The 20,861-nt window shown below is 60.4% G+C and carries 20 protein-coding genes; 17 read left to right on the plus strand and 3 right to left on the minus strand.

Annotated features, from left to right (window positions below; all coding sequences use genetic code 11):
* The first annotated feature begins 184 nt into the window (after positions 1-184).
* From tilS to ispD, 6 genes are all read left to right on the plus strand, one after another.
* Positions 185-1,477, plus strand: coding sequence for a tRNA lysidine(34) synthetase TilS (gene tilS, locus I5S59_RS16650; protein ID WP_197877597.1), 1,293 nt, complete (start codon positions 185-187; stop codon positions 1,475-1,477).
* Positions 1,478-1,748: 271 nt separating this feature from the next.
* A complete protein-coding gene (locus I5S59_RS16655) occupies positions 1,749-3,377 on the plus strand; it encodes a CTP synthase (protein ID WP_128322413.1) in 1,629 nt (542 codons plus the stop codon).
* Positions 3,378-3,380: 3 nt separating this feature from the next.
* Positions 3,381-4,226 carry a 3-deoxy-8-phosphooctulonate synthase gene (gene kdsA, locus I5S59_RS16660; protein ID WP_197877598.1) on the plus strand — a complete coding sequence of 282 codons (846 nt, stop codon included), beginning with the start codon at positions 3,381-3,383 and terminating at the stop codon, positions 4,224-4,226.
* A gap of 154 nt (positions 4,227-4,380) precedes the next feature.
* Positions 4,381-5,670: a phosphopyruvate hydratase gene (eno, locus tag I5S59_RS16665; RefSeq protein WP_157193719.1), complete on the plus strand. Its 1,290-nt coding sequence runs from the start codon at positions 4,381-4,383 to the stop codon at positions 5,668-5,670.
* A gap of 163 nt (positions 5,671-5,833) precedes the next feature.
* On the plus strand, positions 5,834-6,112 hold the full coding sequence (gene ftsB, locus I5S59_RS16670) for a cell division protein FtsB (RefSeq protein ID WP_128322410.1): 279 nt from the start codon (positions 5,834-5,836) through the stop codon (positions 6,110-6,112).
* Positions 6,109-6,816, plus strand: coding sequence for a 2-C-methyl-D-erythritol 4-phosphate cytidylyltransferase (gene ispD / locus I5S59_RS16675; protein ID WP_197877599.1), 708 nt, complete (start codon positions 6,109-6,111; stop codon positions 6,814-6,816). Before ftsB ends, ispD begins: the two co-directional genes overlap by 4 nt.
* A 6-nt stretch (positions 6,817-6,822) precedes the next feature.
* Here the strand turns inward: ispD and I5S59_RS16680 are convergent, their stop codons facing one another.
* Complete coding sequence (locus I5S59_RS16680) at positions 6,823-7,719, minus strand: LysR substrate-binding domain-containing protein (RefSeq protein ID WP_197877600.1); 897 nt, start codon at positions 7,717-7,719, stop codon at positions 6,823-6,825.
* A gap of 106 nt (positions 7,720-7,825) precedes the next feature.
* Between I5S59_RS16680 and I5S59_RS16685 the strand changes: the two genes are divergently transcribed.
* The 8 genes from I5S59_RS16685 to rpoS all read left to right on the plus strand — a co-directional run bounded on the left by I5S59_RS16685 (position 7,826) and on the right by rpoS (position 14,981).
* A complete protein-coding gene (locus I5S59_RS16685; protein ID WP_197877601.1) occupies positions 7,826-8,938 on the plus strand; it encodes an S-(hydroxymethyl)glutathione dehydrogenase/class III alcohol dehydrogenase in 1,113 nt (370 codons plus the stop codon).
* Positions 8,939-8,946: 8 nt separating this feature from the next.
* On the plus strand, positions 8,947-9,795 hold the full coding sequence (gene fghA, locus I5S59_RS16690) for an S-formylglutathione hydrolase (RefSeq protein WP_197877602.1): 849 nt from the start codon (positions 8,947-8,949) through the stop codon (positions 9,793-9,795).
* A 75-nt stretch (positions 9,796-9,870) separates the two neighbouring features.
* Positions 9,871-10,344: a 2-C-methyl-D-erythritol 2,4-cyclodiphosphate synthase gene (gene ispF / locus I5S59_RS16695; RefSeq protein WP_197877603.1), complete on the plus strand. Its 474-nt coding sequence runs from the start codon at positions 9,871-9,873 to the stop codon at positions 10,342-10,344.
* Complete coding sequence (gene truD, locus I5S59_RS16700) at positions 10,341-11,399, plus strand: tRNA pseudouridine(13) synthase TruD (RefSeq protein ID WP_197877604.1); 1,059 nt, start codon at positions 10,341-10,343, stop codon at positions 11,397-11,399. The genes ispF and truD overlap by 4 nt, the downstream gene beginning before the upstream one ends.
* On the plus strand, positions 11,387-12,136 hold the full coding sequence (surE, locus tag I5S59_RS16705) for a 5'/3'-nucleotidase SurE (RefSeq protein ID WP_197877605.1): 750 nt from the start codon (positions 11,387-11,389) through the stop codon (positions 12,134-12,136). Before truD ends, surE begins: the two co-directional genes overlap by 13 nt.
* Before the next feature lie 20 nt (positions 12,137-12,156).
* Positions 12,157-12,813, plus strand: a complete 657-nt coding sequence (locus I5S59_RS16710) for a protein-L-isoaspartate(D-aspartate) O-methyltransferase (RefSeq protein ID WP_420066460.1) — start codon at positions 12,157-12,159, stop codon at positions 12,811-12,813.
* Between the two features lie 180 nt (positions 12,814-12,993).
* Positions 12,994-13,866 (plus strand): peptidoglycan DD-metalloendopeptidase family protein, encoded by an 873-nt coding sequence (locus I5S59_RS16715; RefSeq protein ID WP_197877607.1) that lies wholly within the window; start codon positions 12,994-12,996, stop codon positions 13,864-13,866.
* Between the two features lie 107 nt (positions 13,867-13,973).
* Positions 13,974-14,981: an RNA polymerase sigma factor RpoS gene (gene rpoS / locus I5S59_RS16720; protein WP_128322400.1), complete on the plus strand. Its 1,008-nt coding sequence runs from the start codon at positions 13,974-13,976 to the stop codon at positions 14,979-14,981.
* 542 nt (positions 14,982-15,523) lie between these two features.
* Here rpoS and fdxA read toward each other — a convergent pair.
* Positions 15,524-15,847, minus strand: coding sequence for a ferredoxin FdxA (gene fdxA / locus I5S59_RS16725; RefSeq protein WP_060510084.1), 324 nt, complete (start codon positions 15,845-15,847; stop codon positions 15,524-15,526).
* 140 nt (positions 15,848-15,987) lie between these two features.
* Positions 15,988-18,555: a DNA mismatch repair protein MutS gene (mutS, locus tag I5S59_RS16730; protein ID WP_197877608.1), complete on the minus strand. Its 2,568-nt coding sequence runs from the start codon at positions 18,553-18,555 to the stop codon at positions 15,988-15,990.
* A gap of 159 nt (positions 18,556-18,714) precedes the next feature.
* Between mutS and I5S59_RS16735 the strand changes: the two genes are divergently transcribed.
* The 3 genes from I5S59_RS16735 to I5S59_RS16745 all read left to right on the plus strand — a co-directional run bounded on the left by I5S59_RS16735 (position 18,715) and on the right by I5S59_RS16745 (position 20,857).
* Positions 18,715-19,458, plus strand: a complete 744-nt coding sequence (locus I5S59_RS16735) for a LexA family transcriptional regulator (protein ID WP_197877609.1) — start codon at positions 18,715-18,717, stop codon at positions 19,456-19,458.
* Between the two features lie 428 nt (positions 19,459-19,886).
* A complete protein-coding gene (locus I5S59_RS16740) occupies positions 19,887-20,240 on the plus strand; it encodes a phage holin family protein (protein WP_197877610.1) in 354 nt (117 codons plus the stop codon).
* Positions 20,241-20,305: 65 nt separating this feature from the next.
* Complete coding sequence (locus tag I5S59_RS16745; RefSeq protein WP_197877611.1) at positions 20,306-20,857, plus strand: glycoside hydrolase family 19 protein; 552 nt, start codon at positions 20,306-20,308, stop codon at positions 20,855-20,857.
* Positions 20,858-20,861: the final 4 nt, after the last annotated feature.

Here is a 20,861-nt window from a genome sequence, read left to right on the forward strand (position 1 = left end):
TCCTCAAGCGCCGTTATGCCCCCCTTATGAGCTAGGGCCTCTGATGTTAGGTATGCGGCCGGGGCTGCTTCCCAGCCCATCGCCGGCAACGCCGGCTCCCACGGGAAAGGGGTCACCACCAGACCTGTAGGAGCTGGCAACGCCTGCGATCGAGCGCAAAGCGCTCGCAAAAGAGGCACCTGCAATGATTGACCTCTACCCAAGACTTACTCCCTGGCTCCAAGCCCCCGCCTGGTGCGTCGCGCTCTCCGGCGGCCTCGACTCCACGGTCCTCCTGCATCTGCTGGCACGTCTGCCCCGTCAGCACCCGTTACCGCCCCTTCGCGCGATCCACATCCACCACGGCCTGCAAGCCGCGGCTGACGCCTGGCCGGCCCATTGCCAGCGACTGTGCGACGATCTCGGCGTCGATCTGCAGGTCATCCACGTCACGGTCGCCCCCGGTGCCAGCCTCGAGCAGGGCGCTCGCGATGCACGCTACGCGGCCTTTGCCCAGAATTTGCGTCCAGGCGAAGTGCTGTTCACCGGACAGCACCGCGAAGATCAGGCCGAAACCCTGTTGTTCCGGTTGCTGCGTGGGGCCGGAGTGCGCGGTCTGGCAGCCATGCCTGCGCAGCGTGGGCTGGGGCAGGGGGGGCTGGTGCGGCCTTTGCTCGACGTATCGCGTACGGCGCTGGAGGCCTATGCCAATACGCAGCATTTGGCGTGGGTGGAAGACCCCACCAATGCCGACACGCAGTTCTCGCGTAACTATTTGCGTCACGCGGTGTTCCCGCTGTTGCGCCAACGCTGGCCGCACGCCGCGCAGAACCTGGCACGCGCCGCCGAGCATCTGGGCGAGGCTCAGGGATTGCTGGATGAATTGGCAGTCGCGGACCTGAAGCAGGCCTCAACCCCCAGTGGTTTAGACTGGTTGTGCCTGGCTTCGCTGGACCTGACGGTGCTACGTGGGTTCTCTGCGGCGCGCCAGCGCAATGCGTTGCAGTATTGGCTGGCGATGCGCACGCGCCTGCCTGATACCCGGCACTGGGCTGGCTGGGAAGACCTGCGTGATGCCTCAGGCGACGGGCGGCCGTGCTGGCGCCTGACCGACGGTGAACTGCACCGGGGCAATGAGCGCATCTGGTGGCTGTCCGACGACTGGTTGAAGGCGCCTCTGGGGCAGGATTGGGAAAGTCCTGCGCAACGGCTGGCACTGCCGGGCAACGGCAGCCTGCACCTGAGCGGCATGATGCCGCAGGGCCCGTTACGCATCGCTTATCGCCAAGGCGGTGAAAGCCTGCAGATTGCCGGGCGTGGCAGGCGTGATCTGAAGCGCTTGCTCAACGAGCGGCAGGTGCCCGCGTTTGTTCGCTCGCGCCTGCCTTTGCTCTATCGCGGCGAACAACTGCTGGCGGTGGCCAACCTGCCGGAACTGAGTCAGGGCGACTGGCAATTACATTGGTGTGTACCGACGAGCGCGCAAGGTTTGAGATGAAAGGCACATTCCGGTAGACTACGCTCCCTTCTTGATACAACTTCTGTGGCTTCCCTGAAATCACGGCAGTTGCCGATTACCAAGCAGTTTTTTGCTGGGCGATTCTAAAAATGTGTAGCGAGCTCCGTACCGGGTCGAAAACCCCCGGTCTGTCCAGACGCGGCAGTTTTTTAAGTAGCACTGTGATTGACGCAGGTGATCGGGGGCTTCGGCCTTCCTTCGCTTTCCCCGGCGGCGCAGACCGCTTTAACGCAGACTTCTAGGGTTTTTCATGACGCGCTACATATTCGTCACGGGCGGTGTTGTTTCTTCATTGGGGAAAGGCATTGCCTCGGCTTCATTGGCGGCCATCCTGGAGGCGCGGGGGCTCAAGGTCACCATGCTCAAGCTGGACCCGTACATCAACGTCGACCCCGGCACCATGAGCCCGTTCCAGCACGGTGAAGTGTTCGTCACCCACGACGGCGCCGAGACCGACCTGGACCTGGGGCACTACGAGCGGTTCATCCGCACGACCATGACCCAGAACAACAACTTCACCACCGGCCGTATCTACGAGCACGTGCTGCGCAAAGAGCGTCGTGGTGATTATCTGGGCGCGACCATCCAGGTCATTCCGCACATCACCGACGAGATCAAGCGCCGCATCATCAAGGGTGCCGGCGATGCCGACGTGGCCCTGGTGGAAATCGGCGGTACCGTGGGTGACATCGAGTCGCAACCGTTCCTCGAAGCCATCCGTCAGCTGCGCGTTGAAGTGGGCTCCAAGCGCGCCATGCTCATGCACCTGACCCTGGTTCCGTACATCGCCACCGCAGGCGAAACCAAGACCAAGCCGACCCAGCACTCGGTCAAGGAGCTGCGCTCCATCGGCCTGCAGCCTGACGTGCTGATCTGCCGTTCCGACCACCCGGTCGACGTCTCGTCGCGCCGCAAGATTGCCTTGTTCACCAACGTTGAAGAGCGTGCGGTGATCTCCCTGGAAGACGTCGACACCATCTACAAGATCCCGGCCGTGCTGCACGCCCAGGGCCTGGATGATTTCGTCGTCGAGCGCTTTGGCCTGCAGTGCAACGGCGCCGACCTCTCCGAGTGGGAAAAGGTCGTCGATGCCAAGCTCAATCCAGAGCACGAAGTGACCATCGCCATGGTCGGCAAGTACATGGAACTGCTGGATGCCTACAAGTCGCTGATCGAAGCGATGAGCCATGCCGGTATCCAGAACCGTACCAAGGTCAACCTGCGTTACATCGACTCCGAAGACATCGAGAACCAGGGCACCAGCCTGCTCGAAGGCGCCGATGCCATCCTGGTGCCGGGCGGCTTCGGTCTGCGTGGTGTCGAAGGCAAGATCACTGCCGTGCAGTACGCTCGCGAGAACAAGGTCCCTTACCTGGGTATCTGCCTGGGCATGCAGGTAGCGGTCATCGAGTTCGCCCGTAACGTCATGGGTTGGAAAGACGCCAACTCCACCGAGTTCGATCGCAACAGCGGTCATCCGGTCGTCGGCCTGATCACCGAGTGGGAAGATGCCACCGGCGCGGTCGAAACCCGTACCGAAGCGTCCGACCTGGGCGGCACCATGCGTCTGGGTGCCCAGGAATGCCAGCTGGAAAGCGGCTCCAAGGTCCATGATTGCTACGCCAAGGACGTGATCGTCGAGCGTCACCGTCATCGCTACGAAGTGAACAACAAGCTGCTGCCGCAACTGGTTGACGCCGGCCTGAAAGTCTCCGGTCGTTCCGGTGACGGCGCGCTGGTCGAGGTGGTTGAATCGCAGGATCACCCATGGTTCGTCGCTTGCCAGTTCCACCCGGAATTCACCTCGACCCCGCGTGACGGCCATCCGCTGTTCAGCGGTTTCGTCAAGGCGGCACTGGCTCAAAAGAACAAGGCCTGATTCATGACCCAGAAGATCATTCGCGTCGGTAACATCGAGATCGCCAACGACAAGCCGTTCGTTCTGTTCGGCGGCATGAACGTCCTGGAATCCCGTGACCTGGCCATGAAGGTCTGCGAGGAATATGTACGGGTTACCGAGAAGCTCGGTATCCCTTACGTGTTCAAGGCCAGCTTCGACAAGGCCAACCGTTCGTCGATCAACTCGTACCGTGGCCCTGGCCTGGAAGCGGGGATGAAGATCTTCGAAGAGATCAAGCGCACCTTCAATGTGCCGGTGATCACCGACGTGCACGAGCCGCATCAGGCCCAAGCCGTGGCGGACGTCTGTGACATCATCCAGCTGCCGGCATTCCTGTCGCGCCAGACCGACCTGGTTGTGGCCATGGCCAAGACCGGTGCGGTGATCAACATCAAGAAGGCCCAGTTCCTCGCGCCGCAGGAAATGAAACACATCCTGACCAAGTGCGAAGAAGCCGGTAATGATCAGTTGATTCTCTGCGAGCGCGGATCGAGCTTCGGCTACAACAACCTTGTGGTCGACATGCTGGGCTTCGGCATCATGAAGCAGTTCGAATACCCGGTGTTCTTCGACGTTACCCACGCCCTGCAAATGCCGGGCGGTCGCGCCGATTCCGCCGGAGGCCGTCGTGCCCAGGTCACCGACCTGGCCAAGGCGGGCCTCAGCCAGGGCCTGGCCGGGCTTTTCCTCGAAGCCCACCCGGACCCGGACAACGCCAAGTGCGACGGTCCATGCGCCCTGCGCCTGGACAAACTGGAGCCATTCCTGGCCCAGCTCAAGCAACTGGACGATCTGGTGAAGAGTTTTCCGACGGTAGAAACCGCGTAATCCTCATTTCTCCGGTAAAGTACCGCCCGTTCAACCCCTGACCTTCGGGTCAGGGGCACGCCATCGTCAGGCCTGCCCGTTTTCAACAGCCAGGCGAACGGCAAAGATTTTTTTCAGCTGCGTTGTTTTCGTCAATTCTGGAGTGCTTACAACAATGGCAAAAATCGTCGACATCAAAGGTCGTGAAGTTCTCGATTCGCGTGGTAACCCTACCGTAGAAGCGGACGTACTGCTCGACAACGGCATCATCGGCAGCGCTTGCGCGCCGTCCGGTGCTTCCACTGGCTCGCGCGAAGCGCTGGAGCTGCGTGATGGCGACAAGAGCCGTTACATGGGTAAAGGCGTACTGAAAGCCGTTGCCAACATCAACGGCCCGATTCGCGACCTGCTGCTGGGCAAAGACCCGGTTGACCAGAAAGCCCTCGACCACGCCATGATCAAGCTGGACGGTACCGAGAACAAGGCCAACCTGGGCGCCAACGCCATCCTGGCAGTTTCCCTGGCTGCAGCCAAAGCCGCAGCCCAGGATCAGGACCTGCCGCTGTACGCACACATCGCCAACCTGAACGGCACCCCGGGCCAGTACTCGATGCCGGTTCCGATGATGAACATCATCAACGGTGGCGAGCACGCCGATAACAACGTCGACATCCAGGAGTTCATGGTTCAGCCAGTTGGCGCCAAGACCTTCTCCGACGGCCTGCGCATGGGCACCGAAATTTTCCATCACCTCAAAGCCGTGCTCAAGGCCCGTGGCCTGAACACCGCCGTGGGTGACGAAGGTGGTTTCGCACCAAACCTGGCTTCCAACGAGGACGCCCTGGGCGCCATCGCCGAAGCCGTTGCCAACGCTGGCTACAAGCTGGGCACCGACGTGACCCTGGCCCTGGACTGCGCGGCCAGCGAATTCTACGAAGACGGCAAGTACAACCTGTCTGGTGAAGGCAAGTCGTTCGACGCTGAAGGCTTTGCCGAGTACCTGAAAGGCCTGACCGAGCGCTTCCCGATCATCTCGATCGAAGATGGCCTGGACGAGTCCGACTGGGCTGGCTGGAAGATCCTCACCGACAAGATCGGCGCCAAGGTGCAACTGGTCGGCGACGACCTGTTCGTGACCAACACCAAGATCCTCAAAGAAGGCATCGACAAGCAGATCGGCAACTCGATCCTGATCAAGTTCAACCAGATCGGCTCGCTGACCGAAACCCTGGAAGCCATCCAGATGGCCAAGGCTGCCGGTTACACCGCGGTGATCTCGCACCGTTCGGGCGAAACCGAAGATTCGACCATCGCCGACCTGGCCGTCGGTACTGCTGCTGGCCAGATCAAGACCGGTTCGCTGTGCCGTTCCGACCGCGTTTCCAAGTACAACCAGCTGCTGCGTATCGAAGAGCAACTGGGCAGCAAGGCTGTGTACCGTGGTCGTGCCGAGTTTCGCGGCTAAGCAAGAGATGGTAAAAAGACAGCAGCTAGCGTTCGCTGAACAGCCATACTGACGGTTCAGCGGCGTTATGCAGCAGGTCTGACTTCACAAAGCCTGGCTTCGGCCAGGCTTCGTGCCATCAGAGCCCTGCTGAGGCAGCGGTTTTTTTCCACTGGATACCCTGATGCGCAGTCCCTATTGGTTGTTCCTCGTCCTGCTTCTGCTGCTCGGTGGCTTGCAATATCGCCTGTGGGTGGGCAATGGCAGCCTGGCCCAGGTCACCGAACTCAAGCAACAGATTGCCGACCAGCACGCCGAAAACGAGCGTCTGCTGGAACGTAACCGTGTGCTTGATGCAGAAGTTCTGGAGTTGAAGAAAGGTATGGAAACCGTCGAAGAACGGGCTCGCCATGAATTGGGTATGGTCAAAGAGGGCGAAACCCTCTTCCAGCTGGCCCAATGATCCAGACCTTGCCGGCCTTCTGGGCCGTGATTCCCGCCGCGGGCGTTGGTGCCCGCATGGCCGCCGACCGTCCCAAGCAATACCTGCAACTGGGCGGGCAGACCATCCTCGAGCATAGCCTCGACTGTTTTCTTGACCATCCCTGCGTCAAAGGGGTGGTGGTCAGTGTCGCTGCTGACGATCCTTACTGGCCGGGCCTGCGTTGTGCCACTGATCCGCGTATTCAGCGCGCAGAGGGTGGCCAGGAGCGCGCCGACTCTGTCCTCAATGCCCTGCTGTTGCTGCATGCCCAGGGGGCAGCCGACAGTGACTGGGTGCTGGTGCACGATGCTGCACGGCCCAACCTTGCGCGTAGTGATCTCGACCGGCTACTGGGCGAACTGGCCGACGATCCTGTCGGCGGGCTACTGGCGGTACCGGCGCGTGACACCCTCAAGCGGGCCAACGCCGATGGCCGTGTGAGCAAAACGATCGACCGCAGTACCGTCTGGCAAGCTTATACCCCGCAGATGTTTCGTCTTGGCGCCCTGCATCGCGCGCTTGCTGATAGCCTGGTGGCGGATGTGGCAATTACCGACGAGTCCTCGGCCATCGAATGGGCAGGGCAGTCGCCACGTTTGATCGAAGGACGTAGCGACAATATCAAGGTTACCCGCCCGGAAGACCTGGAGTATTTGCGTCAGCGCTGGGCCAAGCGCAGCTGAAGCACGTCAGGCGACCCGGTATTCTGGCAAGCCAGCCAATCCCTCACGCAGGTAATCCACCAGTTTGCGTACTTTTGGCGACAGATGCCGCTGTTGCGGGTAGAGCGCCCATACTGCTGTGTTAGGTGGCTGCTGGGCCTCAAGCAGAGAAACCAGCGCCCCGGTGTTCAGATGCTCAAGCACGTAGTAGTCGGGTAACTGACACAACCCCATCCCCTGCAATGCCGCATCCAGCACCGCCTGACCGCTGTTGCAGCGCCAGTTGCCCTGTACCCGCACGCTGTGCTCGCGCCCCTCTTGCTGCAATGTCCAGGTATCCGAGCTGCCGATCAGGCAGTTGTGCCGGGCCAGCTCTGACAGGCTGTGAGGCCGTCCATAGCGCTCAAGATAAGCCGGTGAGGCGCACAGGTACATGCGCCGCGGGGCCAGGCGAGTCGCCACCAGACGCGAGTCCTGAAGGCGGCCGAGGCGAATGGCCAGGTCCATGCCTTCGTGAAGCAGGTCGAGCGTGCGGTTGCTCAGTTCGATATCCACGCGCAGCTGCGGGTAGGCCGCCATGAAGCGTGTCACCAGCGGCACGATAAAGCGTTCGCCATAGGCCACAGCACAGGTCATGCGCAGCAAGCCTTTGGGTTCGCTGGTGAGGTCACCCATGGCACGCAGGGCTTCCTCACGGCCATCTTGAAGGCGCTGGCAATGCTGCAGGAAGGTGTGCCCGGCTTCGCTCAGGGTCACTTTACGCGTGCTGCGGTAGAGCAGGCGGGTTTGCAGGCGGTCCTCCAGGCGGGCGATCTGGCGGCTGATATGCGACGACGACACCCCCAGGCGCTCTGCGGCGGCGGTGAATTGTCCCGATTCGGCCACGGCAACAAACTCATCGATGCCTTCCCAGCGACTGCTCATTGATTATCCCTGAATGGCAATAATGTTTTGTCTTCGGCCTGATTATTAATCAAATGGCGATGAATTACACTTTGAGCTTGAACTGAACCCTTGCTGGAGAAGATTGATGATCAAGTCCCGTGCCGCCGTTGCCTTCGAGGCCAAGAAACCGCTGGAGATCGTTGAAGTCGACGTGGCCATGCCCAAGGCAGGCGAAGTGCTGCTGCGCGTTGTCGCCAGCGGTGTTTGCCACACTGATGCCTACACGCTTTCTGGCGCGGACCCTGAGGGTATCTTCCCGTCGATTCTGGGCCACGAAGGCGGTGCTGTCGTCGAGGCGATCGGTGAGGGTGTTACGTCGGTGGCGGTGGGCGATCATGTGATCCCGCTGTACACCCCCGAATGCGGCCAGTGCAAATTCTGTCGCTCCGGCAAGACCAACCTGTGCCAGGCGATTCGCGCCACGCAAGGCAAGGGCCTGATGCCGGATGGCACCACGCGCTTCTCCTACAAAGGCCAACAGCTGTTCCATTACATGGGTACGTCGACGTTCTCCGAGTACACCGTGCTGCCGGAAATCTCGGTTGCCAAGATCCAGAAAGAAGCTCCGCTGGAGAAAGTTTGCCTGCTGGGCTGTGGCGTTACTACCGGGATCGGCGCAGTGCTGAACACCGCCAAGGTCAAGCCGGGCGATACCGTTGCCATCTTCGGCCTGGGCGGCATTGGCCTCTCGGCGATCATCGGCGCGGTCAAGGCCAAGGCCTCGCGGATCATTGCCGTGGATATCAACCCGGGCAAGTTCGAGATCGCCAAACAGCTGGGGGCCACCGATTGCGTCAACCCGAAGGACTACGACCGTCCGATCCAGGACGTTATCGTTGACCTTACCGACGGCGGTGTGGATTTCTCCTTCGAGTGCGTAGGCAATGTGCAGCTCATGCGCGCGGCGCTGGAATGCTGCCACAAGGGTTGGGGCGAGTCGGTGATCATTGGCGTCGCAGGCGCTGGTCAGGAAATCGCGACCCGTCCGTTCCAGCTGGTGACTGGTCGCGTATGGCGCGGTTCGGCGTTTGGTGGCGTGCGTGGCCGCAGCGAGCTGCCGAGCTACGTGGAAATGTCGGAAAAGGGCGAGATCCCGCTGGATACCTTCATCACCCATACCATGGGCCTGGAAGACATCAACAAGGCCTTTGACCTGATGCATGAAGGCAAGAGCATCCGTAGCGTCATCCATTTCTGAGGTTTGCCATGAGCCTGGAAAACATTTCCTGCCAGAAAAGTTTCGGCGGCTGGCACAAGCGATACCGTCACCGCTCCGAGGTGCTCGGTTGCGACATGGTGTTTGCTGTCTACCTGCCGCCGCAAGCAGAGCAGGGCGGCAAGCTGCCAGTGCTGTACTGGCTGAGCGGTCTGACCTGCACTGACGAGAACTTCATGCAGAAGGCGGGGGCGCACAAGCTGGCGGCCGAGCTCGGGTTGATCATCGTCGCCCCCGACACCAGCCCGCGCGGGCCTCAGGTGCCGGGTGATCCGGACGGCGCCTGGGACTTTGGTCACGGCGCCGGCTTCTACCTGAACGCCACCGAACAGCCCTGGGCGCAGCACTACCGCATGCACGACTATGTGGTGCACGAGCTACCGAAGCTGGTCGAGGCGCATTTCCCCGCGTCCGATCGTCGCGGTATCAGTGGGCACTCCATGGGTGGCCATGGGGCGTTGGTTTGTGCGCTGCGCAACCCCCAGCGATACCAGTCGGTGTCGGCGTTCGCCCCGATCAGCAATCCGATGGATTGCCCTTGGGGGCAGAAGGCCTTCTCCCGCTACCTGGGTGAAGACCGCACGCGCTGGCGTGAATGGGATGCCAGTGTGTTGATTGCCGAAGCCGGGGAGCGCCTGCCGTTGCTCGTGGACCAGGGTGATCGTGATGATTTCCTCGAAAACCAGCTCAAGCCCCAGGTGTTGATCCAGGCGGCGAAGGCTGCCGGTCATCCGCTTGAGCTGCGTCTGCAGCCAGGTTATGACCACAGTTATTACTTCATCGCCAGCTTCATCGATGAGCACCTGCGCCATCACGGCGTGGCCCTGGGTTTGTTGTAGGCACCGCCCTACAAATCAGCCAAAGGCCCGGCAAAGCAGGTAGAATCACGCCCTGACTCAATCAGGGCGTTTTTTATGCGTATTGGCCACGGCTACGATGTGCACCGCTTCGCGGAAGGCGATTTCATCACCTTGGGTGGGGTGCGCATTGCGCACAAGTTCGGGCTGCTGGCCCATTCCGATGGCGACGTCCTCTTGCATGCCCTGAGCGATGCCCTGCTGGGTGCTGCTGCGCTGGGCGATATCGGCAAGCACTTCCCCGACACCGACCCGCAGTTCAAAGGCGCCGACAGCCGAGTGCTGTTGCGTCACGTGGTACAGATTGTCCAGGCCAAAGGCTGGAAGGTCGGTAACGTCGACGCCACCATCGTTGCCCAGGCACCAAAAATGGCTCCGCATATCGACACCATGCGCACGCTGATCGCCGAAGATCTGCAGGTTGAACTGGATCAGGTCAACGTCAAGGCCACCACCACCGAGAAACTTGGTTTCACCGGTCGTGAAGAAGGCATTGCCGTGCATGCCGTTGCCTTGTTGCTGCGCGCATGACGGAACTTGAACTCCTCGGCCCGCGCGCATCGGGCCCGGCACTGGGTAGCGCAATTCTCAAGGCCACTGCCGAAGACTTCCAGGTGGATGAGGTCCTCGATATTCCCTTGTCCGGTACTGGCGAGCACCTGTGGTTGTGGGTCGAAAAACGCGACCTCAACACGGAAGAGGCTGCCCGCCGCCTGGCCCGCGCCGCCGGTGTGCCGCTGCGCAGTATCAGCTATGCCGGCCTCAAGGACCGTCAGGCCCTGACCCGCCAGTGGTTCAGCCTGCATTTGCCGGGCAAGGCCGACCCGAACCTGAGCGCTGCTGAAAACGAAACCCTGAGCATCCTCAAGCAGACCCGGCATTCGCGCAAACTGCAGCGTGGCGCTCACTCGGCCAACGGTTTTACCCTGCGCCTGACCGGCTTGAGCGCTGACCGCGCTGCGCTGGATGCGCGCCTGGAACAACTGCGAAGCCAGGGCGTGCCGAATTACTTTGGCACCCAACGCTTCGGCCATGCCGGCGGCAACATTCACGACGCCCGTGACTGGGCGCAGCGCCAGGCGCTGCCGGAGCAGCGCAATGTGCGTTCACGGTTGCTCTCCAGCGCGCGCAGTTACCTGTTCAATCAGGTGCTTGCCCAGCGTGTTGCCGATGGCAGCTGGCAGCGTGCTCAGGTCGGTGACCTGCTGGCCTTTACCGATAGCCGCAGCTTTTTCCCGGCGGGCGAAACCGAGTGCTCCGATCCTCGCCTGGCGATTCTCGACCTGCACCCGACCGGCCCGCTGTGGGGCGAAGGTGTGTCGGGGGCCACTGGCGCTGCCGGGGTGCTTGAGCAAGCGATCGCCGAACAGCACGCCGCGTTGTGCCAATGGTTGGCGCGGGCGGGCATGAGTCACGAACGTCGCATCCTGCGACTGCCCATTGGCGGCCTGACGTGGCATTATCCCGAGCCTGATATCCTGCAACTGGAATTCGTCCTTCCGGCCGGATGCTTTGCCACCGTCGTGGTGCGCGAGCTCGTTGATCTGGTGCCGGCAGGGCAGACGGACAGCCCATGCGTATTCTGATTTCAAATGACGACGGGGTCACCGCACCCGGAATCGCCGCGCTGCATGCTGCGCTGGCGGATTATGCCGACTGTGTGGTCATCGCGCCGGATCAAGACAAAAGCGGCGCCAGCAGTTCGCTGACGCTGGATCGGCCGCTGTGCCCGCAGACGCTGGCCAACGGCTACATCAGCTTGAACGGTACACCGACAGACTGTGTTCATCTGGGGCTTAACGGTTTGCTGGAGCACACGCCGGACATGGTGGTGTCGGGGATCAACCTCGGCGCCAACCTCGGTGATGACGTGTTGTATTCCGGCACGGTCGGCGCTGCCCTTGAGGGGCGTTTTCTGGGGGGCACTTCCTTTGCGTTCTCATTGCTCTCGCGCCTGCCCGACAACCTGCCAACCGCGGCCTATTTCGCGCGCAAACTGGTTGAGGCGCACAAGAGCCTGGAATTGCCGCCGCGAACAGTGCTCAATGTGAATATCCCCAACTTGCCGCTGGAGCACATCCGCGGCATCCAGTTGACGCGCCTTGGGCATCGCGCCCGTGCGGCGGCGCCTGCCAAGGTGGTCAACCCGAGGGGCAAGGAAGGCTACTGGATCGCTGTGGCCGGTGACGCCGAGGACGGTGGCCCCGGCACCGATTTTCATGCGGTGATGCAGGGCTATGTCTCGATCACCCCATTGCAGCTGGACCGCACGTTCAATGACGCCTTTGAGCGTCTGGATGGCTGGCTGGAGGGGCTGCTCTGATGCGTGAACAGGAGGATCTGATGCGCCATGGTATCGGTTTTACCTCTGAGCGAACCCGTGAGCGGCTGATCAAGCGCCTGATCGAAGAAGGGGTATCCAACCCCAAGGTGCTCGATGTGCTGCGTCGCACACCGCGCCATCTGTTTGTAGACGAGGCGCTGGCGCACCGTGCCTATGAGGACACGGCACTGCCGATCGGCAATAACCAGACGATCTCCCAGCCGTTCATGGTCGCGCACATGAGCGAACTGTTGCTCCAGGCCGGGCCGCTGGACAAAGTGCTGGAAATTGGCACGGGCTCTGGTTACCAGACCGCGATTCTGGCGCAACTGGTCGAGCGGGTGTTTTCCGTGGAGCGCATCAAGGTGCTGCAGGATCGTGCCAAGGAGCGCCTGAGCGAACTCAATCTGCGCAATGTGGTATTTCGTTGGGGCGACGGCTGCGAAGGATGGCCGGCACTGGCGCCCTACAACGGTATCATCGTCACCGCAGTAGCGCCGGAAGTGCCTCAGGCCCTGCTTGACCAGTTGGCCCCGGGCGGGCGAATGGTGATTCCTGTAGGGCCGGCAGGTGAGGTTCAGCACCTGATGCTGATCGTCCGTGAAGAGCACGGTTTTTCACGACGGGTGCTGGGCGCTGTCCGCTTTGTACCGTTATTGACCGGCCCGCTCGCCTGATCAGGACTTTTTTTCGCAGCGGGCGAATTCCTCCGACATTGCCCTGTCTATCTGGCGGGCTACCCTGCACTGTCAGGGTTCACAATTTGCGAATGTCCGGCGTCCGCAAGGTGTAGGCGCTCGGTTATAATTGCAACAATATTGCATTTTTACAGCAGTCACCATGAGAGGGAGCGGCGGGTGGGGCACACAATCATTCGGCAGCGCAGGGGATTTTCGAGCGTCAGGCTTGTGTTGATTGCGCTTGCCGTGGGGTCGATGGTGACGGGTTGCTCCAGCACCTCCAGCAACAGCGCCCGGGTAGTCGATCGCAATGCACCTGCGGTGGCCAAGCGTCCTGCCACCACCAGCGGTCAGTATGTGGTGCGCCCTGGCGATACCCTGTTCTCGATTGCCTTCCGTTATGGCTGGGACTACAAGGACCTGGCTGCCCGCAATGGTATTGCTCCCCCCTATACCATCCGCCCAGGGCAGGCGATTCGTTTTGACAGTCGCTCCGGTACCGCTACGCGGACTACCACCGTTGTCACAAGCTCGTCATCGTCTTCAAGCAAAACTACCGTAACCACACGCCCTGTAGGCACGCCAGCCAGCAAGCCCGTGACGACCGCGCCAGCGACAGTTGCAACACCCGCGCCGGTGGTAGCCACCCCAACTCAGGTGCCTGCCGCAGAGCGTGCAGTGGGCGGCTGGGCATGGCCGGCCAACGGCGTGTTGATTGGTAAATTTGCTTCAAACGGCAGTTTGAATAAAGGCATTGATATCGCCGGTGATTTGGGACAGCCTGTTTTTGCTGCGTCTGATGGTTCGGTGGTCTATGCCGGAAGTGGCTTGCGGGGCTACGGCGAGTTGGTAATCATCAAACACAGCGACACCTACGTCAGTGCCTACGGCCACAACCGCAGGCTTTTGGTTCGGGAGGGACAGCAGGTCAAGGTTGGGCAGACAATTGCCGAAATGGGTTCCACGGGCACAGACCGGGTGAAGCTGCATTTTGAGATTCGCCGCCAGGGCAAACCTGTAGATCCGCTGCAATTCCTGCCGCGTCGTTGATTGCTAGTACCCGGCCTGTTCCTCGCGTAGAGGGGACAGGCTCCAGCGCTGCCAAGGATATCGGCGCCGCTCGAGTCTGAGTTCGAACTCAGCAAAGGACTATAACAATGGCTCTCAGTAAAGAAGTGCCGGAGTTTGACATCGACGATGAAGTGCTCCTGATGGAGACGGGCATCGTTTTGGAAACGGATGTGGTGTCAGACGAACCTGCTGTACCTTCGGTTCGGACCAGAGCTAAACAAGGCTCTACGCTCAAGCAGCACAAGTATATTGATTATACCCGTGCGCTTGATGCGACCCAGTTGTACCTTAATGAAATTGGTTTCTCACCGCTGCTCTCGCCAGAGGAAGAAGTCCATTTTGCGCGCCTGTCGCAAAGTGGCGATCCGGCAGGGCGCAAGCGCATGATCGAAAGCAACTTGCGTCTGGTGGTGAAAATCGCCCGGCGTTATGTGAATCGGGGGCTTTCGCTGCTGGACCTGATCGAAGAGGGCAACCTGGGCTTGATTCGTGCGGTCGAGAAATTCGACCCTGAACGGGGTTTCCGTTTTTCCACTTACGCCACCTGGTGGATTCGGCAGACCATCGAACGGGCGATCATGAACCAGACCCGTACCATCCGCTTGCCCATTCACGTGGTCAAGGAATTGAACGTATACCTGCGTGCCGCGCGGGAGCTGACCCAGAAGCTCGATCACGAACCGTCCCCGGAAGAGATCGCCACCCTCCTGGAGAAGCCGGTCAATGAAGTCAAGCGCATGCTCGGTCTCAACGAGCGAGTCTCCTCGGTGGATGTGTCGCTTGGGCCAGACTCCGACAAGACGCTCCTTGACACCCTGACTGACGATCGACCCACCGACCCGTGTGAGCTGCTGCAGGATGATGACTTGTCCCAAAGCATCGATCAGTGGTTGAGCGAGTTGACCGACAAGCAGCGTGAAGTGGTGATTCGCCGGTTTGGCTTGCGGGGGCATGAAAGCAGTACGCTGGAAGATGTTGGTCTGGAGATCGGCCTGACCCGTGAACGGGTTCGTCAGATCCAGGTAGAGGGGCTCAAGCGTCTGCGCGAGATCCTTGAAAAGAACGGTCTGTCCAGTGAGTCGTTGTTTCAGTAATTGTTGTTCCGTTAACTTCGGTTAACCGCAAAAGACGCCTCGATATGATCGAGGCGTTTTTGTTTGTGCACGAAAAAAGTGGGCCTATGTTTCGTGCTATTGCTATACAAACATCCGGTTTCACTCAGCGCGACCATGTGTTGTTCCTCTGGTTATATTCTGTGTAAGCCTTTGCTTACCTGTTATGTAAGTCATCGCTGTAAAGCTCAGTAAACCGAAGTCGCTTTTTCTGTATGCGATTTAGTAAACTATTGATAAATAGATGTTTTTTATTTATTTCACTAATGCTTCAGCAGCTTTTTGAGAGCTTTAACCAGTTGCTGGAAAATTCGCAGGCGCTAGTATCTGAACTGTGTCTACGGACTGACACAGGCTTTCAAGGATGAAGGTCAAGGACATCGCAGGATGCGATTCATCAGGATGATGAAAGGGAATAAAGGGACTACGGAAAAAATGTGGGCGGGTCATACCGCCCCTTTTTTTTGCCCGCACCACATACGAAAAAAGGCCCTTGAAGGGCCTTTTTTGTGATCCGCGAGCGCTTAACGCTCCAGATCGGCGATCTTGCCTGGCTTGCCATCCCACTCTTCAGCGTCTGGCAGGGCATCCTTACGCTCGGTGATGTTTGGCCATACTTCTGCAAGCTCGGCGTTGAGCTCGATGAAGTTCTCCATGCCAGCCGGGATTTCATCTTCCGAGAAAATGGCTTGGGCGGGGCATTCAGGCTCGCACAGTGCACAGTCGATGCACTCATCCGGGTGAATGACCAGGAAGTTCGGGCCTTCGTAGAAGCAGTCCACCGGACAGACTTCTACGCAGTCGGTGTACTTGCACTTGATGCAGTTGTCGGTGACGACGAAGGTCATTTCTAATTCTCTCCTCAGGCGACGGCAGCGATACCCTTCCAGACAGGGTCGCTCGGCTTGGTCGTTGGGCTGCAGGCCAGGCTAGTAACCTGCAGCTTCGCCAAACCGCGCGGGATTCTATCAGCTTGTGCGGGCTCGCGTTATAACAGAGTCTTCAGTGTATAGAGCATTTCGATAGCTTGGCGTGGCGTCATGTTGTCCAGGTCGAGCCTCCCGAGCTTCTCGATGGCCGGGTGAGGCAGGCTGGCGAACAGGTCGCTCTGGTGCGGAACATCGGCTGCACCTTTGGCTACTACTGGCATTTCGTGCGGCAGGCTGGCGGTTTCCAGGCGGCCCAGGTGTTCACGTGCGCGCTGGATCACCGGTGTCGGTACACCCGCCAGCTGCGCAACAGCCAGGCCATAACTCTGGCTCGCAGGCCCCGGCAGCACATGGTGCAGGAACACAATGCGCTCGTTGTGCTCGGTGGCATTCAGGTGCACGTTGGCAACCAGCGGCTCACTGTCCGGCAATACCGTCAGTTCGAAGTAATGCGTGGCGAACAGGGTATAGGCACGCAGTTGCGCCAGGCGCTCTGCTGCGGCCCAGGCCAGGGACAGCCCGTCGAAGGTGCTGGTGCCGCGGCCCACTTCGTCCATCAGCACCAGGCTGCGGTCGGTGGCGTTGTGCAGGATGTTGGCGGTTTCGCTCATCTCGACCATGAAGGTCGAGCGCCCGCCGGCCAGGTCGTCGCTGGAGCCGATACGGGTAAAGATCCGGTCGACCAGTGACAGCTCACAACTGGCGGCAGGTACGAAGCTGCCGATGTGCGCCATCAGTACGATCAACGCGGTCTGGCGCATGTAGGTGGATTTACCACCCATGTTCGGCCCGGTGATGACCAGCATGCGGGTGTTGTCGTCCAGCGCCAGGTCGTTGGCCACGAACGGCGTGGTCAGTACCTGCTCTACAACCGGGTGGCGACCCTGGGTGATGCGCATGCAGGGCTCGTCAACAAAAGACGGGCAGTTCAGGTCGAGGTTCAACGCACGCTCGGCGAGGTTGCTCAGCACATCCAGTTCGGCCAAGGCAGCGGAGGTATCTTGCAGGGGCGCCAGATGACCGATCAGGGTTTCCAGCAGTGCGTCGTAGAGCATCTTTTCGCGAGCAAGGGCGCGACTCTTGGCCGACAGTGCCTTGTCTTCGAAGACTTTTAGCTCGGGGGTGATGAAGCGTTCGGCACCTTTGAGCGTCTGCCGGCGGATGTAGTCGGCAGGGGCCTGCTCGGCCTGCTTGCTGGGCAGTTCGATGAAGTAGCCATGCACGCGGTTGTAGCCGACCTTGAGGTTGGCCAGGCCCGTGCGCGCTTTTTCCCGTGCTTCGAGGTCAATCAGGAACTGGCCGGCGTTCTCGCTCATGGACAGTAACTCGTCCAGTTCGCTGTCGTAGCCGGTTTTCAGTACGCCACCGTCGCGGATGACCGCGGGCGGGTTGTCGATGATGGCCTTTTGAAGCAGGTCGGCCAGCTCCGGGTACGTGCCGGTGATGGCCGCCAGGCGCGCGAGGTGCGGCGCTTCAAGCTCGGCCATGGCGTTTTGCAGTTCAGGCAAGGCGCCGAGGGCATCGCGCAAGCGCGCCAGGTCCCGAGGGCGGGCGTTACGCAGGCCGATACGGGCAAGGATGCGTTCGAGGTCGCCGATTTCCTTGAGTTGCGGCTGCAGCTTTTCGAAACGGTAGCCATCGAGCAAGCAGCGGATGGAACCCTGGCGCGCCTGCAGTACTTTCAGGTCGCGCAGCGGACGGTTCAGCCAACGGGTCAGCAAACGGCTGCCCATGGCCGTCTGGCAGCGATCGATGACTGATTGCAGGGTGTTGTCGCGTCCGCCGGCCAGGTTCACATCGAGTTCGAGGTTGCGACGGCTGGCGCCGTCGAGCACCACGGTGTCGTCCAGGCGCTCGTGCTTGAGGCTGCGCAGGTGGGGCAGGGCGGTGCGCTGGGTTTCCTTGGCATAGCCCAGCAGGCAACCGGCAGCGCCGATGGCCAGGGTCAGCTTCTCGCAACCGAAGCCCTTGAGGTCCTGGGTTGCGAACTGCTGGCACAGGCTCTTGCGAGCCGAGTCGCGATCGAAGTCCCAAGGTGCACGACGACGGGCGCCGCGGCGCTTCTCCGCAGGCAAGCCTTGCGGCCAGTCATCCGGGATCAGCAGCTCGACCGGGTTGATGCGTTCGAGCTCGGCCAGCAGGTTCTCCCAGCCTTTGATCTCCAGCACGGTGAAATTGCCGCTGGTGATATCCAGAACGGCCAGGCCGAACAGGCGCTCGTCACCCAGTACGGCGGCGATCAGGTTGTCGCGGCGCTCGTCGAGCAAGGCTTCGTCGCTGACCGTGCCGGGGGTGATGATACGCACCACCTGGCGCTCCACCGGCCCTTTGCTGGTGGCCGGGTCGCCGATCTGCTCGCAGATCACCACCGACTCGCCCAGCTTCACCAGCTTGGCCAGGTAACCTTCGGCCGCGTGGAAGGGGATACCGCACATGGGAATCGACTGGCCAGCCGACTGCCCGCGGGCGGTCAGGGTGATATCCAGCAGTTTTGCGGCTTTCTTCGCATCTTCATAGAAGATCTCGTAGAAGTCGCCCATGCGGTAGAACATCAGCTGGTCCGGGTGCTGGTTTTTCAGCTTCCAGTACTGCTGCATCATCGGGGTGTGTGCGGAAAGATCGCTCATTACAGAAACTTGGCTCGCAGTGTCGTTTAGACCAAAGGCAAGCGCGCAATGGTACAGGGATTTTGCCGGCGATGCCGAGGTGAACCGCCTTGTCGTGACCATTTATCCATGCATTTCCGTGCATATCGGCTGTTGCGTTTTGCAAAAACCGGTTGCACTATGCAATTTATGCAAAAACGCAACGTAGCATCTGTCTTGAGAGCATTGCTCGACCGCCACGGTATCTCCCCTACGGAACTGTACCGGCGTACCGGCGTGCCGCAATCCACCCTGTCGCGCATTCTCAGCGAGAAAATCGTCGACCCTTCCGACAAGCATGTGTCGAAGATCGCCGAGTATTTCGGTGTGAGCACCGATCAGTTGCGGGGACGCGTCGACCTGGGCGAAAGCCGCGAAGCTGCGCCCGGGCGCAGCCATGCCGAACTACGTGACATCAGCTTGTGGGATGACGACACCCCCGTCGATGACGACGAAGTGTCCATTCCTTTTCTTCGCGAAGTCGAGTTGGCTGCAGGATCAGGGCGGTTCGTCATCGAGGAAAGCGAGAAGGCCAGCCTGCGTTTCGGCAAACGCAGCCTGCGGCACAACGGTGTCCAGTTCGACCAGGCCAAGTGTGTCACGGTACGCGGCAACAGCATGTTGCCAGTGCTGCGTGATGGCGCGACGGTCGGGGTCAACTCCGGCAAGAACGCTATTGGCGATATCGTTGACGGCGACCTCTACGCCATCAACCACAATGGCCAGTTGCGGGTGAAGCAGCTCTACCGCCTGCCTACCGGTATCCGACTGCGCAGCTTCAACCGCGATGAGCATCCGGATGAAGACTACAGCTTCCAGCAGATGCAGGAAGAGCAGATCAGCATCCTTGGTCATGTGTTCTGGTGGGGCATGTACGCCCGTTGACCACTACCCCGATCATCAGAGAACCCGCTTCGGCGGGTTTTTTTTCGCCTGCTGAAAGTACTTCAAACCCCGCGACGCACGGCTTACATGCACATGCGCATTTTCCTGTGCATAAATATTTCCATAAACGCATTGACTGCATATGCATCAATGCATAATCTTCATCTCAAGCCGGTCGACACCGGCGGTGACAAAGGCAGCGATGAACAGGCCTGAACTGTTCAGAGGGTTGGCAACTGGCCCGGGTGTGCAGCGTAAAGCACCACAAGCAGTTATCTGGCGGGTAGGCGGCCGCGGTCGGAGGAACAATGTGAAGCGGAGTTGCCCGGGCACCATGCGTGGCGGGCTTTCTAGATAGCGAGGTAATCGGTTTTAACGCTTACGCCGCAGGCAAGGTGTCGTGCGGAATGACTCAAGGAGACAGGGCAGTGACAAGTGAGCAATTGACGTTACTGGAAATGCCGATCTGGCCGGTGGTGATTCTGGCCTTGCTGGGCGGCCTTAGCGGAGAAATGTGGCGTGCGGACAAGGCCGGTGCCCGGGGATGGGCGCTGGTTCGACGTCTGCTTTTGCGTTCGGGCGCCTGCATGGTCTGCGGCGTGTCGACGGTGATGCTGCTGTATGCCAGCGGCATGTCGATCTGGACGGCCAGTGCCTTTGGCTGTTTGACAGCCATGGCCGGGGCTGACGTGGCAATCGGGCTCTACGAGCGTTGGGCGGCGAGACGCTTGGGTGTTGAAACGAGGGCGCCTGAGTGGAACCGCCAGGACAACAAGGAATGAGCAGATAAAGAGTCAGGTGCGAAGAGCGGTACTGCTTGCTGAAAGGGCATGATGGTGAGGTCTGTATGGAAATGACTGAAAAGACGTTGTTATTGATTTTCCCCAACGCCCGCCAGCAAGCGGGCGTTTTTGTTCCTGCCCTGAACGCCGCCATGCAGCGCTGGGAAATCGACTCTCCGCGACGCGTGACGGCGTTCCTGGCACAGATTGGCCATGAATCGGGGCAGCTGCGCTATCTGAAGGAACTGGGCAATGACCGCTACTTGTCGCGCTATGACACTGGCAGCCTTGCCTTGCGTCTGGGTAACAGCCCGCAAGCCGATGGCGACGGTCAGCTGTATTGCGGGCGGGGTCTGATCCAGGTCACCGGCTGCAATAACTACCAGGCCTGCAGCATGGCGTTGTTCGGCGACGAGCGTTTGCTGGCGCTGCCACAGCTGCTGGAGCAGCCACGCTGGGCATGCGAGTCTGCGGCCTGGTTCTGGCATTCGCGCGGGCTCAACCAGCTGGCCGACCGTGGTGAGTTCAATCGCATTACCCGTCACATCAATGGCGGGCTCAATGGCCTGGAAGATCGTCTGAAACTCTGGGCAAGGGCCCGTGAGGTGTTGGCGTGAGTCG

Origin of the sequence: Pseudomonas alkylphenolica, from assembly GCF_016009175.1 — a bacterium.
Taxonomy (GTDB): domain Bacteria; phylum Pseudomonadota; class Gammaproteobacteria; order Pseudomonadales; family Pseudomonadaceae; genus Aquipseudomonas; species Aquipseudomonas alkylphenolica_B.

Bases quoted from the DNA above. Each gene is read 5' to 3' on its own strand.
- tilS (WP_197877597.1), top strand. From the start codon at position 185: ATGATTGACCTCTACCCAAGACTTACTCCCTGGCTCCAAGCCCCCGCC.
- I5S59_RS16655 (WP_128322413.1), top strand. From the start codon at position 1,749: ATGACGCGCTACATATTCGTCACGGGCGGTGTTGTTTCTTCATTGGGG.
- kdsA (WP_197877598.1), top strand. From the start codon at position 3,381: ATGACCCAGAAGATCATTCGCGTCGGTAACATCGAGATCGCCAACGAC.
- eno (WP_157193719.1), top strand. From the start codon at position 4,381: ATGGCAAAAATCGTCGACATCAAAGGTCGTGAAGTTCTCGATTCGCGT.
- ftsB (WP_128322410.1), top strand. From the start codon at position 5,834: ATGCGCAGTCCCTATTGGTTGTTCCTCGTCCTGCTTCTGCTGCTCGGT.
- ispD (WP_197877599.1), top strand. From the start codon at position 6,109: ATGATCCAGACCTTGCCGGCCTTCTGGGCCGTGATTCCCGCCGCGGGC.
- I5S59_RS16680 (WP_197877600.1), bottom strand. From the start codon at position 7,719: ATGAGCAGTCGCTGGGAAGGCATCGATGAGTTTGTTGCCGTGGCCGAA.
- I5S59_RS16685 (WP_197877601.1), top strand. From the start codon at position 7,826: ATGATCAAGTCCCGTGCCGCCGTTGCCTTCGAGGCCAAGAAACCGCTG.
- fghA (WP_197877602.1), top strand. From the start codon at position 8,947: ATGAGCCTGGAAAACATTTCCTGCCAGAAAAGTTTCGGCGGCTGGCAC.
- ispF (WP_197877603.1), top strand. From the start codon at position 9,871: ATGCGTATTGGCCACGGCTACGATGTGCACCGCTTCGCGGAAGGCGAT.
- truD (WP_197877604.1), top strand. From the start codon at position 10,341: ATGACGGAACTTGAACTCCTCGGCCCGCGCGCATCGGGCCCGGCACTG.
- surE (WP_197877605.1), top strand. From the start codon at position 11,387: ATGCGTATTCTGATTTCAAATGACGACGGGGTCACCGCACCCGGAATC.
- I5S59_RS16710 (WP_420066460.1), top strand. From the start codon at position 12,157: ATGCGCCATGGTATCGGTTTTACCTCTGAGCGAACCCGTGAGCGGCTG.
- rpoS (WP_128322400.1), top strand. From the start codon at position 13,974: ATGGCTCTCAGTAAAGAAGTGCCGGAGTTTGACATCGACGATGAAGTG.
- fdxA (WP_060510084.1), bottom strand. From the start codon at position 15,847: ATGACCTTCGTCGTCACCGACAACTGCATCAAGTGCAAGTACACCGAC.
- mutS (WP_197877608.1), bottom strand. From the start codon at position 18,555: ATGAGCGATCTTTCCGCACACACCCCGATGATGCAGCAGTACTGGAAG.
- I5S59_RS16735 (WP_197877609.1), top strand. From the start codon at position 18,715: ATGCAATTTATGCAAAAACGCAACGTAGCATCTGTCTTGAGAGCATTG.
- I5S59_RS16745 (WP_197877611.1), top strand. From the start codon at position 20,306: ATGGAAATGACTGAAAAGACGTTGTTATTGATTTTCCCCAACGCCCGC.